The organism is Pseudomonas sp. GW821-FHT02C04, assembly GCF_059421845.1.
Map to the genome: position 1 here is coordinate 158,858 of NZ_JBWKVT010000005.1, position 20,954 is coordinate 179,811.

Genomic DNA, 20,954 nt, shown 5'->3' on the forward strand with positions numbered 1-20,954 from the left:
GAATCAGAAGTCTACGGTCGCCGAGACTTTCAGCGTGCGCGGCGTGCCCTGGGTCAGGTAGCCGCCGTTGGCCGAGGCCCAGTAGGCTTCGTTGGCAACGTTTTCCAGATTGGCCCGCAGGGTGATCTGTTTTTCATCCAGTTTGAAGGCGTAGCGCGAGCCAAGATCGAAGCGGGTCCACGCCGGAATGCTCTGGGTGTTGGCCGCGTTCAGGTACTGTCCGCCGGTGCGCAACATTCGGGCGCTGAGGGCGGCGCCTTCGAGGCCCGGAATGTCCCAGTCAGCACCGAGGTTGAATTGAAAGCGCGGCACCCCGACGGCGCGGTTGCCGTCATTCACGCCGTTGGCGCTGCCTTCGAGTTCCGTCTTCATCAATGTCGCGCCGCTGAGCAGGCGCAGGCCGTCGAGCGGTTCGCCATAGACGTTGAGTTCCACGCCTTTGTTGGTCTGCTGGCCGTCGACCCGGAAGATCCCGTCCTGGGTGTAACTCGACGGCTGTTCGATGCGGTAGACACCGAGGCTGGCGCCGTAGCTGCCCATGTCCAGGCGCACGCCGGCCTCGACCTGTTTGCTGCGCACGGGGGCGAAGGTTTCGTCGCGGTTGATCGCGGTGGTCGGCGGCGTCGGGCCCTTGGCCAGGCCTTCGATGCGGTTGGCATAGAACGACACATGTTCCCACGGCTTGATCACCAGGCCGTAGACCGGGGTGGTGATCGACTCGTCGTAACTCGACGTGCGGGCGCCGGTGACGGTGCTCCAGCCGTCGACTTTCAATTCCTGGCGGCGCACGCCGAGGGTCAGCAGGATGCGGTCGTCGAGGAAGCCGAGGGTGTCGGAGAGCGCTTCGCTGCGCAGTGTGTTCTTGCCGGTGATGCGCGGGTCGTTGATGTCGCTGGCAAACGAGGTGGCGGCCGGGCGCGGCTTGTCGGTGACGTTGTACAAGTTGGTGCTGTAGCGTGCGGCGCTGCCGATGGTTTCGTAGGCCGAGCGCTGCTCACCCCAGATGCCGGCCCAGCCGAGGTTCAACTGGTGCGTGACGGGGCCGGTGTCGAAGCGACCGTTGAGGCCGGCCATCGCACTCTGGTTGTCCTCGTCGTGGGGCGAATAAAGCATGCCGCCACGGGCACTGCCGTTGAGGTCGGTGACGGTCAGCGACGAGTAAACACCGTTCTCGCGGGTGTGCTTGGCACCGCCGGACACGTAGGCGGTCCAGTTGTCGTTCAGGTCGTATTCGGCGCGGGCCATGCCGAAGGTGTCTTCGAGTTGCGAATAGCTCCAGCGCTGGGCGTAGCTGGCGTTGGCATCCGGCACCTTGGGGGCTTTTTTCAGGCTTGAATCGACATAGATCACCGAGCGACCCTGATTGATCACCTGTTTCTGATAACCGAAGTCGGTCGAGACCCGCAGGCGTTCACCGCGATAGTCCAGGCCGACGCTGAACAGCGACGAGCGCTGGTCTTCGTCATCGATGGCGGTGTCGCCTTCGCGCTGCATCAGGTTGACCCGCGCACCGAAGCGGTTGTCTTCGCCAAAACGCTGGCCCAGATCCAGATGCCCGCCGACCCGACCGTCAGCGCTGTAGTCGAGGGTGACGCTGCGCGTTGGCGTGTCCATGGCGCGTTTGGGTTGCAGGTTGATCCCGCCACCGATGCCGCTGCCGCTCGGGGTCACGCCGTTGACGAACGCGTTCGGGCCCTTGAACAGTTCCACCCGATCCAGCGCTTCGATGGCGATGATCTGCCGGGGCAGCACGCCGTAGAGGCCGTTATAGGAAATGTCATCGGAGGCCAGCGGCAGACCGCGGATCATGAACATCTGCGAGAAGTTGCCGAAGCCATTGGACTGGCGAACCGAGGCGTCGTTGAGCAACACATCGCCGACGGTTTGCGCCTGCTGATCGGCCATGGTCTTGGTGGTGTAACTGGTGACACTGAAGGGCAGGTCGTTGACCTCCTGGTTGCCAAGCATGCCGATCTGCGCGCGGCGGGCGACCTGTTCGCCGCCGTAGGTGTCGCCGCTGTCATCGCGCAGGGCGCTGACGTTGGTGGCGCCCAGTTCCAGTGCGCCGTCCGCCGCGACTTTCGGGGCTACGGTGTAACCGTTGTGGCCTGTGCTGATCAGCTCGAAACCGCTGCCTTCCAGCAACCGGGCAAAACCGCTTTGCGCGGTGTAATTGCCTTGCAGGCCCGGGCTCTGACGGTTGCCCAGTTGCGCCGGATCGAACGACAACGGCACGCCGACGCTGACCGCAAATTGCGCCAGCACATGACTGAGCAGGCCGGGGCCGATGTTGACACTTTGGCTGGCGCTTTCGCGGGTGCTGTCGGCGGCATGGCCGAGGGTCGGCAGCAGTGCGCCGAAGGCCAGGGCAAGACTCAGGTTCAGGGCCTTGAGCGGGAACGTGGCGGGGCGGGACGTGGGCAATGCGGTCATTCGGCGATCCTGTCGAGCGCGTGGAATTAAAAGGTCTATCCACTCACCGAACGAGGCGCGAAAAGGTATCAGTGAACATCGAAAATAATTTCACCGGGTTCAGACACGGGGTTCGACCGACAGCCAATAGCGGGTCAGGCTGTTGATGTTCAGCGGCAGGGTGTCGCTGAGCAGGCGCAGGCTGGCGTCGGTGTCGCGCAGGGAAAACGCTCCGGACACGCGCATCGCCGCGACGTCCGGATGACAGCGCAAGACGCCCCGACGATAGCGGCTCAGTTCGCCGAGCAATTCGTCCAGGCGCATGTTGCTGGCCAGCAGCATGCCTTTGTCCCAGGCCAGGCTCGCGGTGTCGAAGGTTTCGGCGCTGTCGAAGCCGTTCAGTTTGAAGCGCTGGCGCTCGCCGGCCTTGAGCATTGCATTTTGCTTGAGCAGTTCCGGGGTGATTTGTACTTGCCCCTCCAGCACCGACACCAGGCTGCGCGAACCCTCGGTGCGCACGCAGAACCGCGTGCCGAACGCACGGGCCACGCCTTGTGGGGTTTCGACCATGAACGGGCGGGCGGCGGCATCGCTGGCGGTGTTGATCAGTACTTCGCCGTTGAGCAGCAAGACCCGCCGCTCGACCGGGCTGAAAGCGATGTTCACGGCGCTGTCGGTGTTGAGCAGCAACTGAGTGCCGTCCGGCAGTTGCAGCGTTTTTTGCTCGCCGACGGCGGTGCGCTGATCGGCGGTCCATTGCTGCCAGGGCACATGTTGCGAGGCGATGCCCAACGGCCCGGCCATCAACAGCAGGCCGAGGCGGGTGAGGGTTTGGCGACGACTGAGGCCTTCTTTGCGCGAAGCCCGTTGCAAGGTCTGGATCGCCACATTGGCCGGCACACTGCGTAAATCCCCCAGCAGCGCTTCGGCCCGTTGCCAGGCGATGGCGTGCTCGGCGCTGCGGCTGCGCCACTGAGCGATGGCCTGATGATCGGACGGCGAGGCGCTGCCCGAATGCAACTGCACCAGCCAGTCGGCGGCTTCACCGAGAATCTGCGGATTGATCATCGACGAACTCATCAGGCGACACTCAGGCAGGCAATGAACGCGGCGCGCATGTGGCGTTTCACGGTGATCAGCGAAACCTTCAGGCGCGTGGCGATCTGCGCGTAGGTCAGGCCTTCGATCTGCGACAGCAGGAACGTGTCGCGGGTCTGCGCCGGCAACTCGCGCAGCAACGCCTCGATGCGCCACAGGGTTTCGAGAATCAGATAACGGGTCTCCGGCGACGGCACCTCGGCGGCGGGCAGGCTGGCGATGGTTTCCAGGTAGGCGCGCTCGATGTCCTGACGGCGCCAGCGGTCGATCACCAGACCTTTGGCAATGTGCGTCAACAGCGCCCGGGGTTCGCTGCCCAGCGGTTTGATCACCTGGCGGGTCAGCAGGCGCAGGAATGTATCGTGCGCCAGATCGGCCGCATCGCAGCGATTGCCCAGCTTGCGCTGCAACCAGCCCTGCAGCCACCCGTGGTGTTCGCTGTAGAGCGTCTGGACTTGCTGATTCAAGGGCTGATCGAGGGACGACATGAGGGGCAGATACTCGTTTCGGGCGTCCGTTGCCTGGTTGCAATGTAGATGAGCAATCGAGAGTGCGAAAAGTGTGCAATTAAGAATTGATCGCATTCTAGTGGCGCGGAACGAGCGCTGGCAATTGCCCCCCGACACTTTCTTTTCTGACGCCAACCAAGTGGCCTACTCGTCTTCCGGGAGATTGGCTATTTGCCTGGCCCGCCCCCGGGACTAACGTAGCCACACATTCACTCGCCCCGGAGAACCACCATGAAACCTCGTGCCGATTTCTACACCGCTTCCCCAGATGCCCTGAAAGCGATGATCGCCCTGGAAACCGCCGTCTCGAAGCTGCCGCTGGAAAAGACCCTGATCGAACTGGTCAAGCTGCGCGCCTCGCAAATCAATGGCTGTGCGTTCTGCATCGACATGCACACCACTGACGCGATCAAGGGCGGCGAAACCCCACGCCGGTTGTTCGCCGTGACGGCCTGGCGCGAAGCCCCGTTCTTCACCGACCGTGAGCGCGCCGCGCTGCTGTGGACCGAATCACTGACCCAACTGAGCCTGACCCACGCCCCGGACGAAGATTACGAAGCGGTCGCTGCCCAGTTTTCGCCGAAAGAAATGGTCGACCTGACCGTGGCGATCAGCACCATCAACAGCTGGAACCGTCTGGCCGTGGGCTTTCGCAAAACCCCACAAGCCTGATCGGTCAATGTGCATCGGCACTCGGCGCGGCCGGTGGTTGCACCTTGCGCATCAAGGGCACCATCGCCGTGGCGATCACGAAGCACACCATGATCATCAGGAACGTGTCGCCATAGGTTTGGGTCTGCGCCTCGCGGTAGGTCAGCAGCCATAACTGATGCAGGCCGGCGGTGATGCCGACGTCACCGCTCTGACCCAGTGCGGCGAAGTTGCCGCCGACCTGGGCCAGCCACTGATTCAACGCTTCGTTGCTGCTGTTCAGATGCTCCGCCAACCGCGTGAAGTGCAGGTTGGTGCGGTCGTTGAGAATGGTCGCGCACGCCGCAATTCCGATTGCACCGCCCAGGTTGCGCATCAGGTTGAACAGGCCCGAGGCGTGTTTCAAACGCGCCGGCGCCAGCCCGCCAAGCGTCAGCGTCACGGCCGGCGGCACCGCCAGTTGCTGGGCAATCCCGCGCAGGGCTTGCGGCAGCATCAATTGCCCGGCACCCCAATCGTGGGTGATCGGACTGAATTCCCACATCGACAACGCGAACAACGCCAGGCCCGCCATCATGATCCAGCGCAGATCGATGCGATTGGCCAGAAAGGCGTACAGCGGAATCGCCATGATCTGGAACACCCCGGTGGAAAAAACCGCCAGACCAATGTCCAGCGCACCGTAGCCACGCACCCGGCCGAGAAACAGCGGCGTCAGGTAAATCGTCGCGAACAGGCCGATCCCGGTGACAAACGAAAAGAAACAGCCGAGAGCAAAATTGCGATCCTTGAGGGCGCGCAGGTCGACGATCGGATTGGCCACGTGCAGCGTGCGACCGACGAACGCCACACCGGCCAGGGCGCTGATCCACGCGGTGGTCAGGATGGTCTGGTCGCTGAACCAGTTCCAGCGCGGGCCTTCTTCGAGGGTGTATTCCAGGCAACCGAGAAACAGCGCCAGAAACACCATGCTCAGATAGTCCGCGCCCTTGAGCAGCGACAGTTCCGGCTGGTCGATCTTGACCAGCATCGGCACCGCCACGGCGACGAAAATCCCCGGCACCAGGTTGATGTAGAACAGCCAGTGCCAGGACGAGATGTCGGTGATCCAGCCACCGATCACCGGGCCCAATGTCGGCGCCAGCGACGCCACGGCGCCGATGGTCGCGGCTGCGATCACCCGTTGTTTTCCGGTGAAGAAAAAGAACGCCGTGGTGAACACCAGCGGAATCATCGAGCCGCCGAGAAACCCTTGCAGCGCCCGAAAGGCAATCATGCTCTGGATGTTCCAGGCCGCGCCGCACAACAGGCTGGCGAGGGTAAAACCGACGGCCGAGGCGCAGAACAACCAGCGCGTGGAGAACACTCGCGACAGCCAGCCCGACAACGGGATCACGATGATCTCGGCGATCAGGTAACTGGTCTGTACCCATGCCGTTTCATCGGTGCCGGCAGACAACCCGCCGCCGATATCGCGCAGCGAGGCCGAGACAATCTGAATGTCCAGCAGCGCGATGAACATGCCGATGCACATGGTGGCGAAGGCGAACACTTTGGTTGCCGTCGCCATCTCGGCGGCATTGAACGGCTGCGCAGGGACGGCGAGGGCGCGGCTCATGGCGCGCTGGCCACGGCGGTGGTTTCAGGCTGGGCGCGGGTGTCGACTTCAGCCGTCACCGACAGGCCCGGACGCAGGTGGCCGAGCACGCCGTCGGCTGGGTCGAGCAGGATCCGCACCGGCACCCGCTGGACGATCTTGGTGAAGTTGCCCGTAGCGTTTTCCGGCGGCAGCACGCTGAACTGCGAACCGGTGGCCGGGGCGAGGCTGTCGAGGCGGCCGTGGAATTCCTGACCGGACAACACGTCGGCGCGGATGCTCACGCGCTGGCCGGGTTTCATCCGCGCCAACTGGTCTTCCTTGAAGTTGGCATCGACCCACAGACCGCTGGCCGGCACCACCGACAATTGTTGCGAACCGGCCTGAGCGTAAGCGCCGACCCGTGCGCGGCGGTTGCCGATCACGCCGTCGACCGGGGCGCGCAGCTCGGTGTAGCCGAGGTTGAGTTGCGCCAGATCACGTTCGGCCCGGGCTTGCTGAAGCGCGGCGCGGGCCTGTTGTTTCTGGGTTTCGATCACGGTGAGTTGGCGTTGCGCAGCCAGCAATTCGGCCTGGGCCTTGGCGCTCAAGGCTTGCGCGGTCTTGAAGGTGGCGTCGGCCCGTTGCGCGCTTTCCACCGAAACCGCATTGGTGGTCACCAAACGTTTGTAGCGTGCGTTGTCGTCTCGGGAGCGGGCGGTTTCGGCACCGGCGGCATCGATGCCGGCGCGGGCCTGACCGATCACCGCTTGTTGCAGTTGTTCGGTGGCGTCTAGGTTGGCCAGCAGCGCTTCTTCAGCGGCTACTGCGCCTTCGGCCTTGGCCAGATTGGCGCGATAGTCCCGGGCGTCGAGGCGGATCAGCACGTCGCCGGCCTTCACCGGCTGGTTGTCGCTGACCAACACTTCTTCGATGTAACCGGCGACTTTCGGCCCGATCACCGTGACGTCACCGCCAATGTAGGCATCGTCGGTCTCTTCGAGAAATCGACCGGCGCCCCACCAATGCACGGCATACAGCCCGGCGAACACCAACGCGGCCAGGCCCGCAGTGGGCAACAACAGGCGTTTGAGCAGGGGAGGTTTGGGAGCGCTGACCGGAACGGCGAGATCGGGTTCAACGGTGGGCATGCTGGTCATGGCGTAATACCTGCGGCTAATACCGGCAAAAACGGGTTGTTATTACGGCTGTAATATGACGCAGGTAATATTTCGTAGCAAATGATTTTTGCTGCCGGTCGTCGTTTGCTTATCGCAGCCAACTGCCGGGCGTCGTGCCGGTCATGGTCTTGAAGAACGCAATGAATGCGCTGTCGCTGGCGAAACCCAGTTCAAACGCGCAATAGCCGAGGTTGCGCCCGGTAGCGAGCAATTCCATGGCGCGCATCAGTCGCCATTGCTGGCGCCATTGCTGATAGCTCATGCCGGTTTCGCGCTGGAAGATCCGGCCGATGGTGCGGTTGCTGGCGCCGATCTGTTGCTCCAGCACTTGCAGCTCCGGTGGCAGTTGTTCGGGGCGTGCAAGCAGAGGCGAAAGACGTTTGTCTTGCGGCAATGGCAGCAGCATCGGTTGCTGTGCCGCGTCACGGATTTCACTCAGGCACAGCCCCAGCAGATGGACGAATTTGCCCTGCTGCCAATCGGTGGCGAACTCGGCCATCGCCATCGGTTCCAGCACGGCGCGCAGCAGCGGGCTGACCTCGATCACGCAGACCTGTTGCGGTAGCTCGCGACACAACTCGGGTGTCAGGTAGATGGAGCGATAGTCGACGCTTTGCTGCATCACCGCCCGATGCGTGACGCCACCGGGAATCCACGCCGCCCGCGACGGCGGCAGCAGACACAACTGCTGCGCCAGCGTGATGCGCGTGCAGCCCTGTCGGGTGTAGAGCAGTTGTCCGCGCTGATGCCGATGCAGGCCGGAGTCGTGATCGCCGAGGGTAGAGGCGATGCCGATTACCGGCGCAGGGAAGCGATCCGGGTCAAAACGGTCGTGGGCTTCGAGCCAGGCCATGGGTTGTCCGATTTCAACGATAAGTTGTCAGGGTTTGGATAATACGTCAGTCGCGACTTTTTAAACTCCTCGGCGTTTTTGTTGAGGAGTCATGGTGATGAACCCTGGAAAGTTTTTGATATTGGCGATTGCGCTGCTGATGTTTCCGCAAATCGCCCAGACCCTGTTCAGCCCGGCGCTGGGGGATATCGGCCGGGCATTTGATGTCGGCCCGCAAGCGGCGGCGCAAACTTTGTCGGTGTACTTCCTGGCTTTCGCGTTTGGTGTAGTGACGTGGGGCCGGGTGTGCGACCGGATTGGCCGGCGGCCCTCGATGCTTGCCGGTCTGGCGATTTATGCGGTTGCCTGCGTACTCGGCTTGAGCGTGCGCAGTTTCAACGGTCTGTTGATGGCCCAGGCGCTGGCGGCATTTGGCGCCGCCGTCGGCTCGGTGGTGACCCAGACGTTATTGCGTGACCGCTATCGCGGGAGCGAACTGGCCCAGGTCTTTTCTCTGGTGGGCATGGCGCTGGCGGCCAGCCCGGCCATCGGTCTGTTCAGCGGGGCGAGCCTGGTTCAGGGCTTCGGTTATCGCGGCGTGCTCGGTGCGCTGCTGTTGCTGGCATCGGCCTTGTGGATTTGGAGTTGGCGCGCCTTGCCGGAAACCCGTCCACCACAACTGACCTCCGTCGGCCTGTTCGCAACCATGGGCGACATGTTGCGCGATCCCGGTATCTGGCGATCGGCGCTGTGGATCGCATCGTTCAACGTCGCGTTGTTCAGCTATTACAGCCTCGGGCCTTTTCAGTTCGAACTTCTCGGCTTGAGCGGCGAGTGGTTCGGCTACAGCGGCGTGATGCTCGCATTGGCCTCAGGGTTTGGAGCATGGCTCAACAAACGCTTGCTGCAAATCGGTTGCAGGCCGCTGCAGTTGATTCGCCTGTCAGCGCTCACCGGTTTACTCGGTGGCATCGGCGTGTGGTTGCTGCAGGCGTACGTCTGGTTTGTGTTGCCGATGCTGCTGGTGGTACTGGCGTTCGGCATGGCGATCCCGAACATTCTGGGCGCAGCGCTGAGCAATTACACCGATCGTTTGGGCACCGCCGGCGCATCGCTGGGGCTGTTTTATTACCTGCTGATCGGTGCGGGATTGATGTTGGCAGCGTGGTCTCAGGCCCTCGGGGAAACCCTGATGATCTGCAACTTGCTCGCGTTATCGCTGGCGATCCGCGCTAAAAAGGCATTTGTTTAAGAAATGTAAGCAACGTAGGAAGCGTCTTGCAATTGTGTAGGAAGGCTCTGACTATCACTGCAATTGATGGGATGGCATTAAGCCATTTGATTGCAAGGATGTTGAGTGCCGTATTCGATTCGCGCTGTTACCCGTTGTAGTTTCCTGCCTCGCCCGCTGTTGTCGGCCTTGTTGTTGAGTGTGTATGCGCCCAGCGTTCTCGCCGCCGAAGCTCCAGCCCCGGGCCAGGAAGTGCTGCGCCAGCAACAACTGCAACAGCGCGATCTGCAACAACTGCAACTCGAACAGCGCAAGCGGCAACTGGAGCGCGGCGCGTTCGGCCCGGCGCCTGCCACCCCGGCCATTCCTGAATCGATCAAACCCGACGAACGCTGCTGGCCCCTGAGCGGCACGCGCATCGGCGGTGTCACGCTAATCGATAAGGACAAGCTCAACGCCCGGATCAAACCGCTGCTGGCGCCGTGCATGGGTGTCGGCCAGATCAACCATTTGCTGGCGACCATCACCGCGCTCTACGTGGAGAAGGGCTACATCGCCAGCCGGCCGTACCTGAGCAGTGCGCCGGCAGCGGGCCAGTCGCTGGATATCCTGATCGACGAAGGCTACATCGAGTCCATCGAACTGGCCGACCAGAGCCTGCCGGTGTCCCTCGGTGGCGCGTTTCCCGGCATGCTCGGCAAGCCGCTGAACCTGCGGGATCTGGAGCAGGGGCTGGATCAGTTGAACCGTCTGCGCTCGCTGGATCTGACCGCCGACATCGCCCCCGGCAGTCAGCCTGGCGCGTCAAAAATCATCTTGCGTTCACGGACCTCGGGGCAGTCGCGCTGGGCACTCGGCGCCGGTTTCGACAACCTCGGCAGCGCCAGCACCGGCCGTGATCGCGATACGCTCAGCCTGACCCTCGACAGTCCGCTCGAACTCAACGACCTGTTGAGCCTCAGCGCCAGCGACACGCTCAATCAGGGCGACCGCTACAGCCGCAACGCCAGCCTCTATTACGCGATTCCCTACGGTTACTGGACGTTCAGCACCTTCGCCAGCCACGCCGAATATCGTGCACCGTTCAAACTCAGCGCGGCGACCCTGCACAGCACCGGCATCACCGATCAGCTCAGTCTGCGCGCCGACCGCGTGTTGTGGCGCGACCAGAGCCATCAGCTCAGCACCAACCTGCAACTGGCGCACAAGGATGTCGACAGCTACCTGGAAAACGTCCGCCTCGGCATCCAGAGCCCGACACTGACCGTGGCCGAGGCCGGGCTCAATCTGTTCTGGCTCGATCGCGCGGTGTGGAACCTGGATTTCAACTACGCCCAGGGCCTGCGCTGGCTGGGTGCCGACGACGATGCCGATCATCAGGTCAAGAACCTGCCCAAAGCACAGTTTCGCAAGTACCGCGCCGGTCTCAGCCAATGGCGCAACGGCCGGCTCGGCGCCCAGGCCTGGCAATGGCAGAGCCAGCTGAATCTGCAATACAGCCCCGATCCGTTGCCGGCGATCGAACAATTGCTTGGCACCGACGATTCCGCCGTGCGCGGTTACCGGGTCAGCAGTGCGTCGGGTGCCAGCGGCGCGATCTGGCGCAACACCTTGCGCCTGCCGCTGCGCAGTGATTTTCCCGTGCAGCTCACCCCGCGAATCGGACTCGACCACGGCTGGATCAAAGCCGACCACGGCGCCTCGGTTCAACGCCTGAGCGGCGCCAGCATCGGCTTCAACCTGGGCTGGAAAAACCTGCAAGTGGATGTCGATTACCAACGCAGCCTCAACACCCCGACCGGTCTGCACAGCGAGCCTGAAACCTGGCTGATGCGGGTCGGATTACAGATATGAACGTCAGTGAACAACAGCCATCGGACCTGAGCGCGACAGCCGTGGCCTTCTACTCAACGCGCAACGTGATGCCGCACTACATGGAGAGTTTTTTATGCCAATGAATACCTTTGCGTTTCATCTTTCCCCACGGGGCAAACTGCGCTGGGCCATCGCCAGCCTGTTCCTGGTCGCTCATCTGCCGGGCGCCATCGCCGGTGGTGTGGTGGTCACACCCGGCCCCGGCGGCACCGCGCAATTGCAGAACCAGGGCGGTGTGCCCATCATCAATATCGTGGCGCCTAACGGTTCGGGCCTGTCGCACAACCAGTTCCTCGACTACAACGTCGACCGTCAGGGGCTGGTGCTGAACAACGCCTTGCAGGCCGGGCAATCGCAGCTCGCCGGGCAACTGGCGGCCAACCCGCAATTGCAGGGCCAGGCCGCGAGCGTGATCCTCAACGAAGTGATCAGCCGCAACCCGTCGGCCATCAACGGCGCCCAGGAAATCTTCGGTCGCGCCGCCGACTACGTGCTCGCCAACCCGAACGGCATTTCGGTGAACGGCGGCAGTTTCATCAACACGCCGAACGCCAATCTGGTGGTCGGCCGTCCCGAGCTGAACGACGGCAAGCTGCAAGCCCTGAGCACCCGCGATGCCACCGGCCAGCTGCAGATTCAGGGCGGCGGGCTGCGCAATGGCGAAGGCTCGATCAACCTGATCGCACCGCGCATCGACAGCCAGGGCGCAATCACTGCGCGTGATCAACTGAACCTCACTGTCGGACGCAATCAGATCGACTACGCCAGCGGCCAGGTGAAAGCCGTGGACCCGGCGGGCAACACCACCGATCAGCGGATCGACGCCAGCCTGTTCGGCGCGATGCAGGCCGGGCGCATCAACATCGTCAGCACCGCCGAAGGCGCAGGCGTGAAGGTCGGGGCTGTGCAAGTCGCCGGGCGTGACGGCGTACAGATTCGTTCGGCTGGCGACTTGAGCGTCAGCGGTCAGGCGATTCCGGACAGCCTCGATGTGACCCGCTCCGGCATCCGCAGCAGCCAGGGCGACGTCGGCCTGCACAGTGGCAAGGACCTGACGCTGGCCGCCACTGATGTCAGCGGTCGTGACGTGAAGGTCGATGCCAAACGCAACCTGACCCTGACCACCGTCGAAAGCCGCAAGCTCCAGGAACAGCGCGAGAACTGGAACAACAGCACCATCGGCATCACCTGGGAAACCTACGAGCGCACCAAGACTGACAGCGATTCGCGCCAGCACGGCAGCCAGATCGTCGCCAGCCGCGACGCGCAGCTGTCGTCCGGCAAAGACACCGAACTGAAAGCGGCCAAGGTCGAAGCGAAGAACAACCTCAGCGTGCAAAGCGGCGGCGACCTGCGCCTGACCGCCGCCACTGAAAGCCACACCCAGACCGATCAGGGCAAGCACCGCAAGCACCTGTGGAAAGCCGATTGGGACAGCAGCAGCGAAGAACAGCGCAGCGTCACCAGCCAGTTGAAAGGCGGCAACATCGCCCTGCAAACCGCGGCACTGTTGCGCTCCGAAGGCGCCGAGCTGAACAGCGCCAGCGATCTGCAACTGGCCGGCAAACAAGTGGAAATCACCACCGCGACCCGCACCAACCGCAGCAGCGATAACCGCTATTCCGGTGATCTGGTCGGCGGCGGTTTCTTCGGCAAGACCGGCGACGCCGACAAGGGCCAGACCCAGCATCAGGGCAGCAAGATCAACGCGGCCGGCAAACTGGTGGTCAAGGCGGACGACGTGCGCATCAGCGGCAGCCAGGTGCGTGGCGGCAAGGACGCCAGCGTGATCAGCGACAACGGTTCGCTGACCATCGACGGCGTGCAGGACACCTCGCACAGCAACAACCACGACAAGGACAGCAAGTTCTTCGGCATCACCAAGGACGAGTCCCGGCAGAACAGCAAGGACAGCACCACGGTGCGCAGCGAGCTGGTGTCGGACAGCAACCTCAAGCTGAAAAGCGCCAAGGACATCGAAGTCGCCGGCTCCACGGTCAAGGCCGGCGGTTCGCTGACGGCGGATGCGGCGGGTGATGTGAATGTGCATTCGACGCAGAACACCCACGACAGCAGCAACAGCACACAGACCCGTGGTTTCGACGCTTATGCCAAGGAGCAGACGGCGGAGCAGTATCGCGCCGGCGTGCATTACGAAGACAAGGCCCAAACCGTCACCGCCAACGACGTCACGCAGCAGGGTTCCAGCCTCAGCGGCGGCACTGTGCAAGTGAAGGCGGGCGGCGATGTGACGCTCAAGGGCGCCGAGGTGAAATCCACCGCCGGCGACACCACCCTGAGCGGCAAGAACGTTTCGTTGCTGGCCGAGCAGGACAGCCACAATACTTCGACCGAAACCCGCAGCACCGGCGGCGGCTTCTACTACACCGGCGGCCTCGACCGCGCGGGCAGCGGCGTGGACTTCTCGCACAGCACTTCGCAAGACACCACCGGCAAAACCACCGCGCAAACTACCGGTGTGCAGAGCAGCGGCAGCCTGAACATCAACGCTGACAAACTCGTCACCGAGGGTGCGCAACTCAAGTCCGGCAAAGGTCTGAACGTCGCCGCCAACGAAGTGGACAACCGTGCCGCCAGCAACACCGAGAGCAGCACCCACAAGGAGAGCAACTGGTCGGCAGACATCGGCGCCAACGTCGAGTACAAAGACATCGCCCGGCCGATTGCCGGCGCGGTGAAAGACGTGCTCGGCGGCAAAGTGCCTGACAAGGACGCACTGGCCAATCTCGGTCAGCCGAACGTCGGTATCGACGTGGCGGTCGGTCATGCCAGCGCTGAAAAAACCGAGCAGAGCAGTAACGCCGTGGTCAGCCAGTTCGACGGCAAGACCGTGGACGTGAAGGTCGGCGGCACGCTGCACGACCAGGGCACCCAGTACAACGCCAGCGCCGGCAAAGTGAACATCAGCGCTGACAAACTGGTGGCCGATGCCGCGAACAACACCCGCAGCAGCACCGAAAATTCAGTGGATGCCAAGGTTGATGTGCGCGTCTACACCAAGACCGGTGAAGACGTGAACGTGGCCGGCAGCGGCGCGGGCGGCAGCAGCCAGTCGAACAAGAACAGCGCCACGGCGGTGGTCGGTGGTTACGCTGGCAATCAAGGCGTGAACATCAATGTCGCCCGCGACGCACAGTTCGAAGGCAGTCGTTTCGACGGTGGCCAGGGCGGTGTCAGCGTCAAGACCGGCGGTGATCTGGCCCTGAATCAGGCCAACGACCGTCAGAGCAGCGACAGCTCCAGCCTGCGTGGCAACGGCTCGCTGACCGTCGGCACCTTGCCGGGTACCGACGGCACCAATGTCGATCTCGGCGCCGGGTTCCAGCTCGATCACAAAGGCAACCAGACCACCGACACCCAGGCGCATGTCGCCAGCATCAGTGGCAACGGCCCGGTGCAATTGAGCAGCGGCGGTAATCAGGTTCAGCAGGGCACGAAGATCGACAGCGCTGGCGCTATCGACCTGAAGGCCGACGGCAAGCTCGACCTGCAAGCGGCCACTGATTCGCACGTCGCCACCGGTAGCAATCTCGGCGGCGGTCTGAAGGCCGGCGGCAGCAAGACCAGCAGCGAGAAGAGCCGCGATCAGGGCGGCAACCTCAGCGGCAACTTCAACATCGGTCGGGTCAACGAGAACACGCAGACCCTCACCGGTGGTCAGCTCAACAGCCAGAACGGCATTGCGCTGAGCGGCGACTCGGTGCGCCTGCAAGGCACTCAGGTCAGCGCGCCAAACGTCAACATCGACGCGCAGAAGGGCGGCTTCGTTCAGGAGTCCGCACAGTCCAGCGACAACCGCAACAACTGGAATGTGGCGTTGAATGCCGGTGGCAATCTGAGCAAAAGCACACCGACCGCCGCCGATGAAAAAGTCAGCAGCGATCACGGCTTCAATGCCGGGGCCAAAGTCGGCGTGGACTACCTGCAAGGCACCACCCAGCAGAACAGCCAGATCAAGGCTGACACTGTGGTGTTGAACAGCGCCGGTGATGCGAGCCTGAGCGGTGCGCGGATCGATGCGCGCAACGTCAGCGGCAAGGTGGCCGGTGATCTGACGGTCGAAAGCCGTCAGGACTCCAGCACTCATGCCAAGGTCGATGTGGATCTGGGCCTGACCGCCAAGAAGACGCCCGCAGATGACAAAGGCAAACTGGCCGGCACCGACTACAAGCCAACGCTGAAAGTCGACGGCGAATACGCGCACAAGGACAGCGTGAAACAGGCTTCCGGTATCAGCGGTAGCCAGGGTGTGAACCTCACTGTCGGCGGCGCTACGCAACTGACTGGCGCGCGGATTTCCGCCACCGGGGGCAACGTCGATCTGGGTGATTCGAAGGTCAGCAGCAGCGACCTGAGCAACCGCGACTACGGCGTGAAAGCGGGGTTGGATCTGCCGCACAAAACCGAAGAAAACGCACCGAAGGTTTCCCTTGAAAACGGTAACCTGAAAGTCGGCCCGGTGACCTTGAGCGGTCACCTGGACAGCCAGTCCCTGCAAGCGGGGATCGACGAAAGAGGTTGATTCGTCGGCAATAAAAAAGGTGGGAGCCCGGTAACGGGCTCCCACCTTTTTTTGTAGCGGTTAAACCGCGGTCAGCGTGTGAACGGTCTGCCGCTTGAGCAGTTCCTCCACAAAGCGTTTGCCGAATTGCTCCAGGTACTGACGCTGCAACAGGCACTCGTGGGGGGCTTCGACGTCATGCCGGATCAGCTCGCCGCTGATGTACGGCGACCACAGCGACGGCTGCTGTTCATCCTGACGCAGGATGTCTGCGGTGGCACGGATGAACAGCATATCGCCCTGGTACTGTTCGTACTGCGTCCTGCCCAGCAACTCCAGCATCCGTTTCGAATCGTCGACCAGACGGCTCAGGAACTCGTCGCCGATCTGCCGGCTGCCGAGCACTTCTTCCATCGCACTTTTCAGGCCCTTGAGGCCGGCCCGTGGCGTGCCGACGATGGCGCGGGTCATCCGGCTGATGATCATCGCATCGTCGAGCTTCAGCGATGCCGGGCCGCCCTGCAGCGGGTAGCTGTCGAACATGCACAGGAAGCTCACCTCACGCCCTCGGGCCTGCAACATCGCCGCCATGCGCAACGCCAGGTTGCCGCCCACCGACCAGCCGGCCAGTTGATACGGTCCCTCGGGATACAGCTCGATGATGCGTTGCAGGTATTCCTCGGCCAGCTCATCCAGCGACTCGATCACCCGCGTCGGATCGCGCAGGATCGGCGATTGCAACGCGTACAGCGGTTGATCCTCGGGCAGGTACGGCAGCAGCCCTGCGTAGGGCCAGGCAATCCCGCCGCCGGGGTGGATGCAGAACAGCGGCGGCCGCGAGCCTTCGGTGCGCAGCGCCAGCACGGCGTCGAACGGATCGCTGGCACCGGTGTTGTGCTGCAGGCGTCGGGCCAGTTGTCGCGGGGTCGGTCCTGCGAGGAAGTCGGCGATGCCCAGCGCGATGCCGAACTGTTCCTTGATCCGGCTGACCAGTTGCAACCCAAGCAACGAATGCCCGCCGAGGTCGAAGAAACTCTGGTTGGCAAACACTTCGCTGCAGCCCAGGGCTTCGGCAAACAGACTGCACATCGTGGCTTCTTCCGGGGTCTGCGCAGGCGACAGTTCGGCTGCGTCCTGCCGCGTCGGCGCGGGCAGGCGATCGACAGCCAGTTTGCCGTTGGGGGTCAACGGGAACTCGTCCACGCGCATGATCACGCTCGGCACCATGTGCTGCGGCAGGTGCCGGCCAAGCGCCTGTTTCAGTTGCTGGCTGTCGAGGCTTTCATCCTTGCTCGCCACGTAACCGACGATGGCCGGACCGTGGGCCAGTTCCCGCAACATGACCGTGGCGTCATCGACGCCGGCACAACCAAGCAGGACGTTCTTGATCTCGTCCAGTTCGATGCGCAGACCGCGCAGCTTGATCTGGTTGTCCTGCCGGCCAAGGTAGTGAATGCGCCCGGCATGATCGAAAAACACCCGGTCGCCCGCGCGGTACATGGTGTCTTGCGCGTCGAGCAGGTCGGCGACAAAGCCTTTGGTCGTGAGGTCGGGACGATTGCGATAGCCCCGCGCAACGCCCGGCCCACCAATGAACAGATCGCCCCAGGCCCCCGGCGGCAACAAGCGCTGGCGGTTGTCGACCACGTACAGACGGGTGTTGGCGGTGGCCGGTCCGATGGACAGATCACCGGCGCCGTAACAGGCATTGATCGAAGTGGCGAAGGAGGTTTCCGTCGGGCCGTAAACGTTGAGCAGACGGCAATGGGAGAAACGCGCCAGCAGTGCCGGGGTGCACGGCTCGCCGCCAAGCATGAGCACGGTGTCCTGAGGGAAATCCTCGGTCTGATGACAGGCCAGCAGACTCGGAGTCATCACCAGCAGATCGATGGCTTCACGCTTGACCAGTTGCGCCAGGGCCCGGCCGGGAGCGCTGGTGACTTTGTCGGTGATCACCAGTTCGGCACCGGCCAACAGGGTCATCATGATTTCCAGCACCGACATGTCGAAACCGGCGGCGATGAATTGCAGCACCCGCGCGCCGGGCTGCAACTGCGCGGCGTCGATGGCGGTGCGAGCGATCGGCACCAGATTGCGCTGGGTGACTTCCACGCCTTTGGGCTTGCCGGTGGAGCCGGAGGTGTAGATCAGATAACCCGGCAGCCCCGCCTCGAATGGCGCCAACGGTTCGTTGGCCGGCGGCAGTTGCGCCAGGAACTCGGTGTTCAGCCACAGCTGTTTGTCGGCGGCGATCTCGACTTTGAGCTGACTGCCCGGTGCGACGATCACCACCGCCGGATCGGCATCGCTAAAGATGTGTTCGATCCGTGCCTCGGGCAGGTCCGGGTCCACCGGTACATAGCAGGCACCGAGTTTGAACAGGGCCACGGCGGCCACCGCCCATTCGAGGCTGCGCGAGAACATCACCACCACGCAGTCACCGGCCTGCACACCGCGTTCGCGCAAATGCGCGGCCAGTCGGGTGGCCTCGTCATCGAGGCGTGCATAGCTCAGGTGTCGCCCACCCTGGCTCAGCGCCGGGCGCTGGGCATGTTCGCGGACGGACTCGGCGAAGGCCTCGGCGAATACCGGCAACGGCGCATCGCTTTGCGGGTGCGAGTAGAAACGCTGCTGTTCGTCGGGCAGAAACAGATCGTAGTCAGCCGCCAGGGTTTCGGGCGCTGTGGCGAAACGTTCGAACAGTGCGGTCAGGCGTTGGTAATGCAGTTCCAGTGCTTCAGGGGAATACAGGTCGGCGTTGGCATTGAAGCCGATCTCCAGTCGGCCATCGGCGTGACGGTCGAAGATGTCGATGCCCAAATGATCCGCTGGCCCGTTGGCGACGTTCTGCAGGGTGGTTTCGCACCCGGCAAACCCCGGTCCCTGATCGTAGGCGACGATGTTCAGCAGGGTGTTGAACAGCGGCTTGTTGCCGCGCTCGGCGTGCAGGTCGCGGATCATGCTTTCGCTGCGGTAGCTCTGGTGCAACAAGTGATGGCGCAGTTGCCGCTGAAGGTTGGCCGCCACCGTCAGCACCGTGCTCTCGGCGTTGAACGACAGGTGCAGCGGCAGGATGTTGGCGACCATCGACGGCACGTTGCGCAGCGCCTTGAGCTGACGTGCCGCCACTGGCATGCCGAGCGCCAGTTCGTCTTGCCCGGTCATGCGCTGCAAGTAAGTCGCGCACAGTGCCAGCAGGATGCTCGACAGCCGCAGTTGGTGTTCGCTGGCGGCGGCGCGCAGGCGTTGCAGGGTTTTGCCGCCGAACACTTTGCGCAGGCGATTGAGCCGGATCAGCGGCGCATCGCCTGGCACCAGTTGGATCGGTTCGGGCATCTTCAGGCAGTACTGGCGCCAGTAGGTGCGATCCTTGTTGTGCATCTCGCTGAGGCGATATTCCTCCTGCGCCTCGAACACGCTCGACAACGGCGCCAGCGTCAACGGCTCGACCCCTTCGCCGCGACTGAGGGCGTTGTAGTGGGCGGTGATGTTGCCGAACAGAATCCCGTGGCCGAACCCGTCCACCACCAGGTGCGAGGCCAGTTCAATCATGCGGTGGTGGTGGGGTGCGAGGCGGATCAGCACGTAACGGATCAACGGGCCGTGTTGCAGATCCATGTCGGTTTGCAACAGGTGGTCGAGTACCTGGCGCCAGGCGGCTTCGGGGTCAGGCTGGTCGCTGACGTCCAGATGCTCGAAGGCCTTGGCCGGCAGGGTATCGATTGGCTGGATGTACTGCGCGCAGGTGCCGGTCTGCGGGTCGGTCCTGAAGGTGGCGCGCAGGGTGTCGGTTTGCCGGAATTGCGCGCCGATGGCGGCCTCGAGCCAGGTCAGGTTCAGCTCGCCGCGCAGTTCGATGACATCGCACAGATGGTAATTGAGGTTGCTGTGGTTCTGGCTGATGGCCAGGCAGACTTCCTGCTGTGCCGTGGAAAGCGGGCACGAGTGTACGTCACGCATAAGAGTCATCCTTTCTTCCGTTGCGTCGGGTTTTCGGCAGGCAATACCGTGCCCATTCCGGTTGGCGCGAAAGCGACAGGTCCGGAATCGACGGCAAGCGCCGTTTTCAGTTTTTCAGGGGTGCGCCAAGTGTGTCAGGCGGGGCTGGAACCTTTGCATGACGCCAATCCTTGGCGGTGTTTCTTGTTGTGAGGTTGAAGCATTTGGTAACACTTCGCGGGGTAACGTAGGCGCATAAAACAGCCCTGTCAATTAACTGATTTGTGACTTTTGCCAGGTCTGCAAAAAACGGCAGCCATTGTCGCTTACCGTCAAGCACGGGCTTTTCAGGCGTCTACAGTGGACGAAAACCCCTGCCTGCCGGGAGCGCCCGAGCCATGAACGACAGTATCCCGACTCTGAGAATCCAGCTGGCCTGCGCCCTGCGCTGGGCCGCGCGACTGAACCTGCACGAGTCCATCGCCAATCATTTCAGCGTGGCCACCTCACCGGGCGGTCGCGAGTTTCTGATCAACCCTTACGGCAAACATTTCTCGCGGATTCGCGCCAGTGAACTGCTGTTGCTCGACGCCGACGATCCGGCCAGTCTCGACCGCCCGGATGCCCCGGACATCACCGCCTGGGCCTTGCACAGCGCCTTGCACCGCAACCAGCCCCAGGCCCGCTGCATCCTCCACACCCACAGCAAATACGCGACGACGCTGGCCTGTCTGAAGGACTCGCGGCTGCCACCGATCGAGCAGAACAGCATGCGGTTTTTCGAGCGGGTGGCGATCGATGACGGCTTTGACGGCATGGGCCTCGGGGAAGAGGCGGAGAGGGTGAGCAGGCTGCTCGGCGACAAACCGATCCTGCTGATGGGCAATCATGGATTGCTGGTCGCGGCGTCGAGCGTGGCTCAGGCGTTCGATGATCTGTATTACTTCGAGCGTGCCTGCGAGGTGTACATCACCGCGTTGGCAACCGGGCGCGAATTGCGCGTGGCCAGCGATGAAGTGGCGCGCAAGACGTGTCGGCAATGGCTGGATTATCCGGGGTTTGCCGCCAAGCATTTTGCGGCGTTGATGAACATCCTCGATGAGGAAGAGCCGGCGTACCGGCAGTGAC

12 protein-coding genes are annotated in these 20,954 nt (G+C 63.0%); 5 read left to right on the plus strand and 7 right to left on the minus strand.

Annotated elements, in window-relative coordinates; genetic code table 11:
* Positions 1 to 3: 3 nt before the first annotated feature.
* The 3 genes from AC07VV_RS19435 to AC07VV_RS19445 form a co-directional block, all read right to left on the minus strand.
* Positions 4 to 2,433, minus strand: coding sequence for a TonB-dependent siderophore receptor (locus tag AC07VV_RS19435; RefSeq protein WP_495037162.1), 2,430 nt, complete (start codon positions 2,431 to 2,433; stop codon positions 4 to 6).
* A 99-nt stretch (positions 2,434 to 2,532) separates the two neighbouring features.
* Positions 2,533 to 3,492, minus strand: a complete 960-nt coding sequence (locus AC07VV_RS19440) for a FecR domain-containing protein (RefSeq protein ID WP_495037163.1) — start codon at positions 3,490 to 3,492, stop codon at positions 2,533 to 2,535.
* The gene (locus AC07VV_RS19445; protein ID WP_495037164.1) at positions 3,492 to 3,998 is read right to left on the minus strand and encodes a sigma-70 family RNA polymerase sigma factor; all 507 of its coding nucleotides are present in this window, start codon (positions 3,996 to 3,998) and stop codon (positions 3,492 to 3,494) included. The genes AC07VV_RS19440 and AC07VV_RS19445 overlap by 1 nt, the downstream gene beginning before the upstream one ends.
* Before the next feature lie 252 nt (positions 3,999 to 4,250).
* Between AC07VV_RS19445 and AC07VV_RS19450 the strand changes: the two genes are divergently transcribed.
* Positions 4,251 to 4,691, plus strand: coding sequence for a carboxymuconolactone decarboxylase family protein (locus tag AC07VV_RS19450; RefSeq protein WP_096822023.1), 441 nt, complete (start codon positions 4,251 to 4,253; stop codon positions 4,689 to 4,691).
* Positions 4,692 to 4,695: 4 nt separating this feature from the next.
* On the opposite strand, the gene AC07VV_RS19455 is transcribed toward AC07VV_RS19450, so the two are convergent.
* The 3 genes from AC07VV_RS19455 to AC07VV_RS19465 form a co-directional block, all read right to left on the minus strand.
* On the minus strand, positions 4,696 to 6,288 hold the full coding sequence (locus AC07VV_RS19455; RefSeq protein WP_096822022.1) for a DHA2 family efflux MFS transporter permease subunit: 1,593 nt from the start codon (positions 6,286 to 6,288) through the stop codon (positions 4,696 to 4,698).
* Positions 6,285 to 7,406, minus strand: coding sequence for an HlyD family secretion protein (locus tag AC07VV_RS19460; protein WP_495037165.1), 1,122 nt, complete (start codon positions 7,404 to 7,406; stop codon positions 6,285 to 6,287). Before AC07VV_RS19460 ends, AC07VV_RS19455 begins: the two co-directional genes overlap by 4 nt.
* Before the next feature lie 109 nt (positions 7,407 to 7,515).
* Positions 7,516 to 8,280: an AraC family transcriptional regulator gene (locus AC07VV_RS19465; RefSeq protein ID WP_495037166.1), complete on the minus strand. Its 765-nt coding sequence runs from the start codon at positions 8,278 to 8,280 to the stop codon at positions 7,516 to 7,518.
* 97 nt (positions 8,281 to 8,377) lie between these two features.
* Between AC07VV_RS19465 and AC07VV_RS19470 the strand changes: the two genes are divergently transcribed.
* The 3 genes from AC07VV_RS19470 (at position 8,378) to AC07VV_RS19480 (ending at position 15,908) form a co-directional block, all read left to right on the plus strand.
* Positions 8,378 to 9,511 (plus strand): MFS transporter, encoded by a 1,134-nt coding sequence (locus tag AC07VV_RS19470; RefSeq protein WP_495037167.1) that lies wholly within the window; start codon positions 8,378 to 8,380, stop codon positions 9,509 to 9,511.
* A 105-nt stretch (positions 9,512 to 9,616) separates the two neighbouring features.
* The gene (locus tag AC07VV_RS19475) at positions 9,617 to 11,344 is read left to right on the plus strand and encodes a ShlB/FhaC/HecB family hemolysin secretion/activation protein (RefSeq protein WP_495037168.1); all 1,728 of its coding nucleotides are present in this window, start codon (positions 9,617 to 9,619) and stop codon (positions 11,342 to 11,344) included.
* Between the two features lie 94 nt (positions 11,345 to 11,438).
* Entirely contained in the window at positions 11,439 to 15,908 is a 4,470-nt protein-coding gene (locus AC07VV_RS19480; protein ID WP_495037169.1) for a hemagglutinin repeat-containing protein, read from the plus strand.
* A gap of 60 nt (positions 15,909 to 15,968) precedes the next feature.
* Here the strand turns inward: AC07VV_RS19480 and AC07VV_RS19485 are convergent, their stop codons facing one another.
* Positions 15,969 to 19,847, minus strand: coding sequence for an amino acid adenylation domain-containing protein (locus AC07VV_RS19485; protein WP_495037170.1), 3,879 nt, complete (start codon positions 19,845 to 19,847; stop codon positions 15,969 to 15,971).
* A gap of 377 nt (positions 19,848 to 20,224) precedes the next feature.
* On the opposite strand from AC07VV_RS19485, the gene AC07VV_RS19490 reads away from it, so the two are divergent.
* A complete protein-coding gene (locus tag AC07VV_RS19490) occupies positions 20,225 to 20,953 on the plus strand; it encodes a class II aldolase and adducin N-terminal domain-containing protein (protein ID WP_495037171.1) in 729 nt (242 codons plus the stop codon).
* Position 20,954 lies beyond the last annotated feature (1 nt).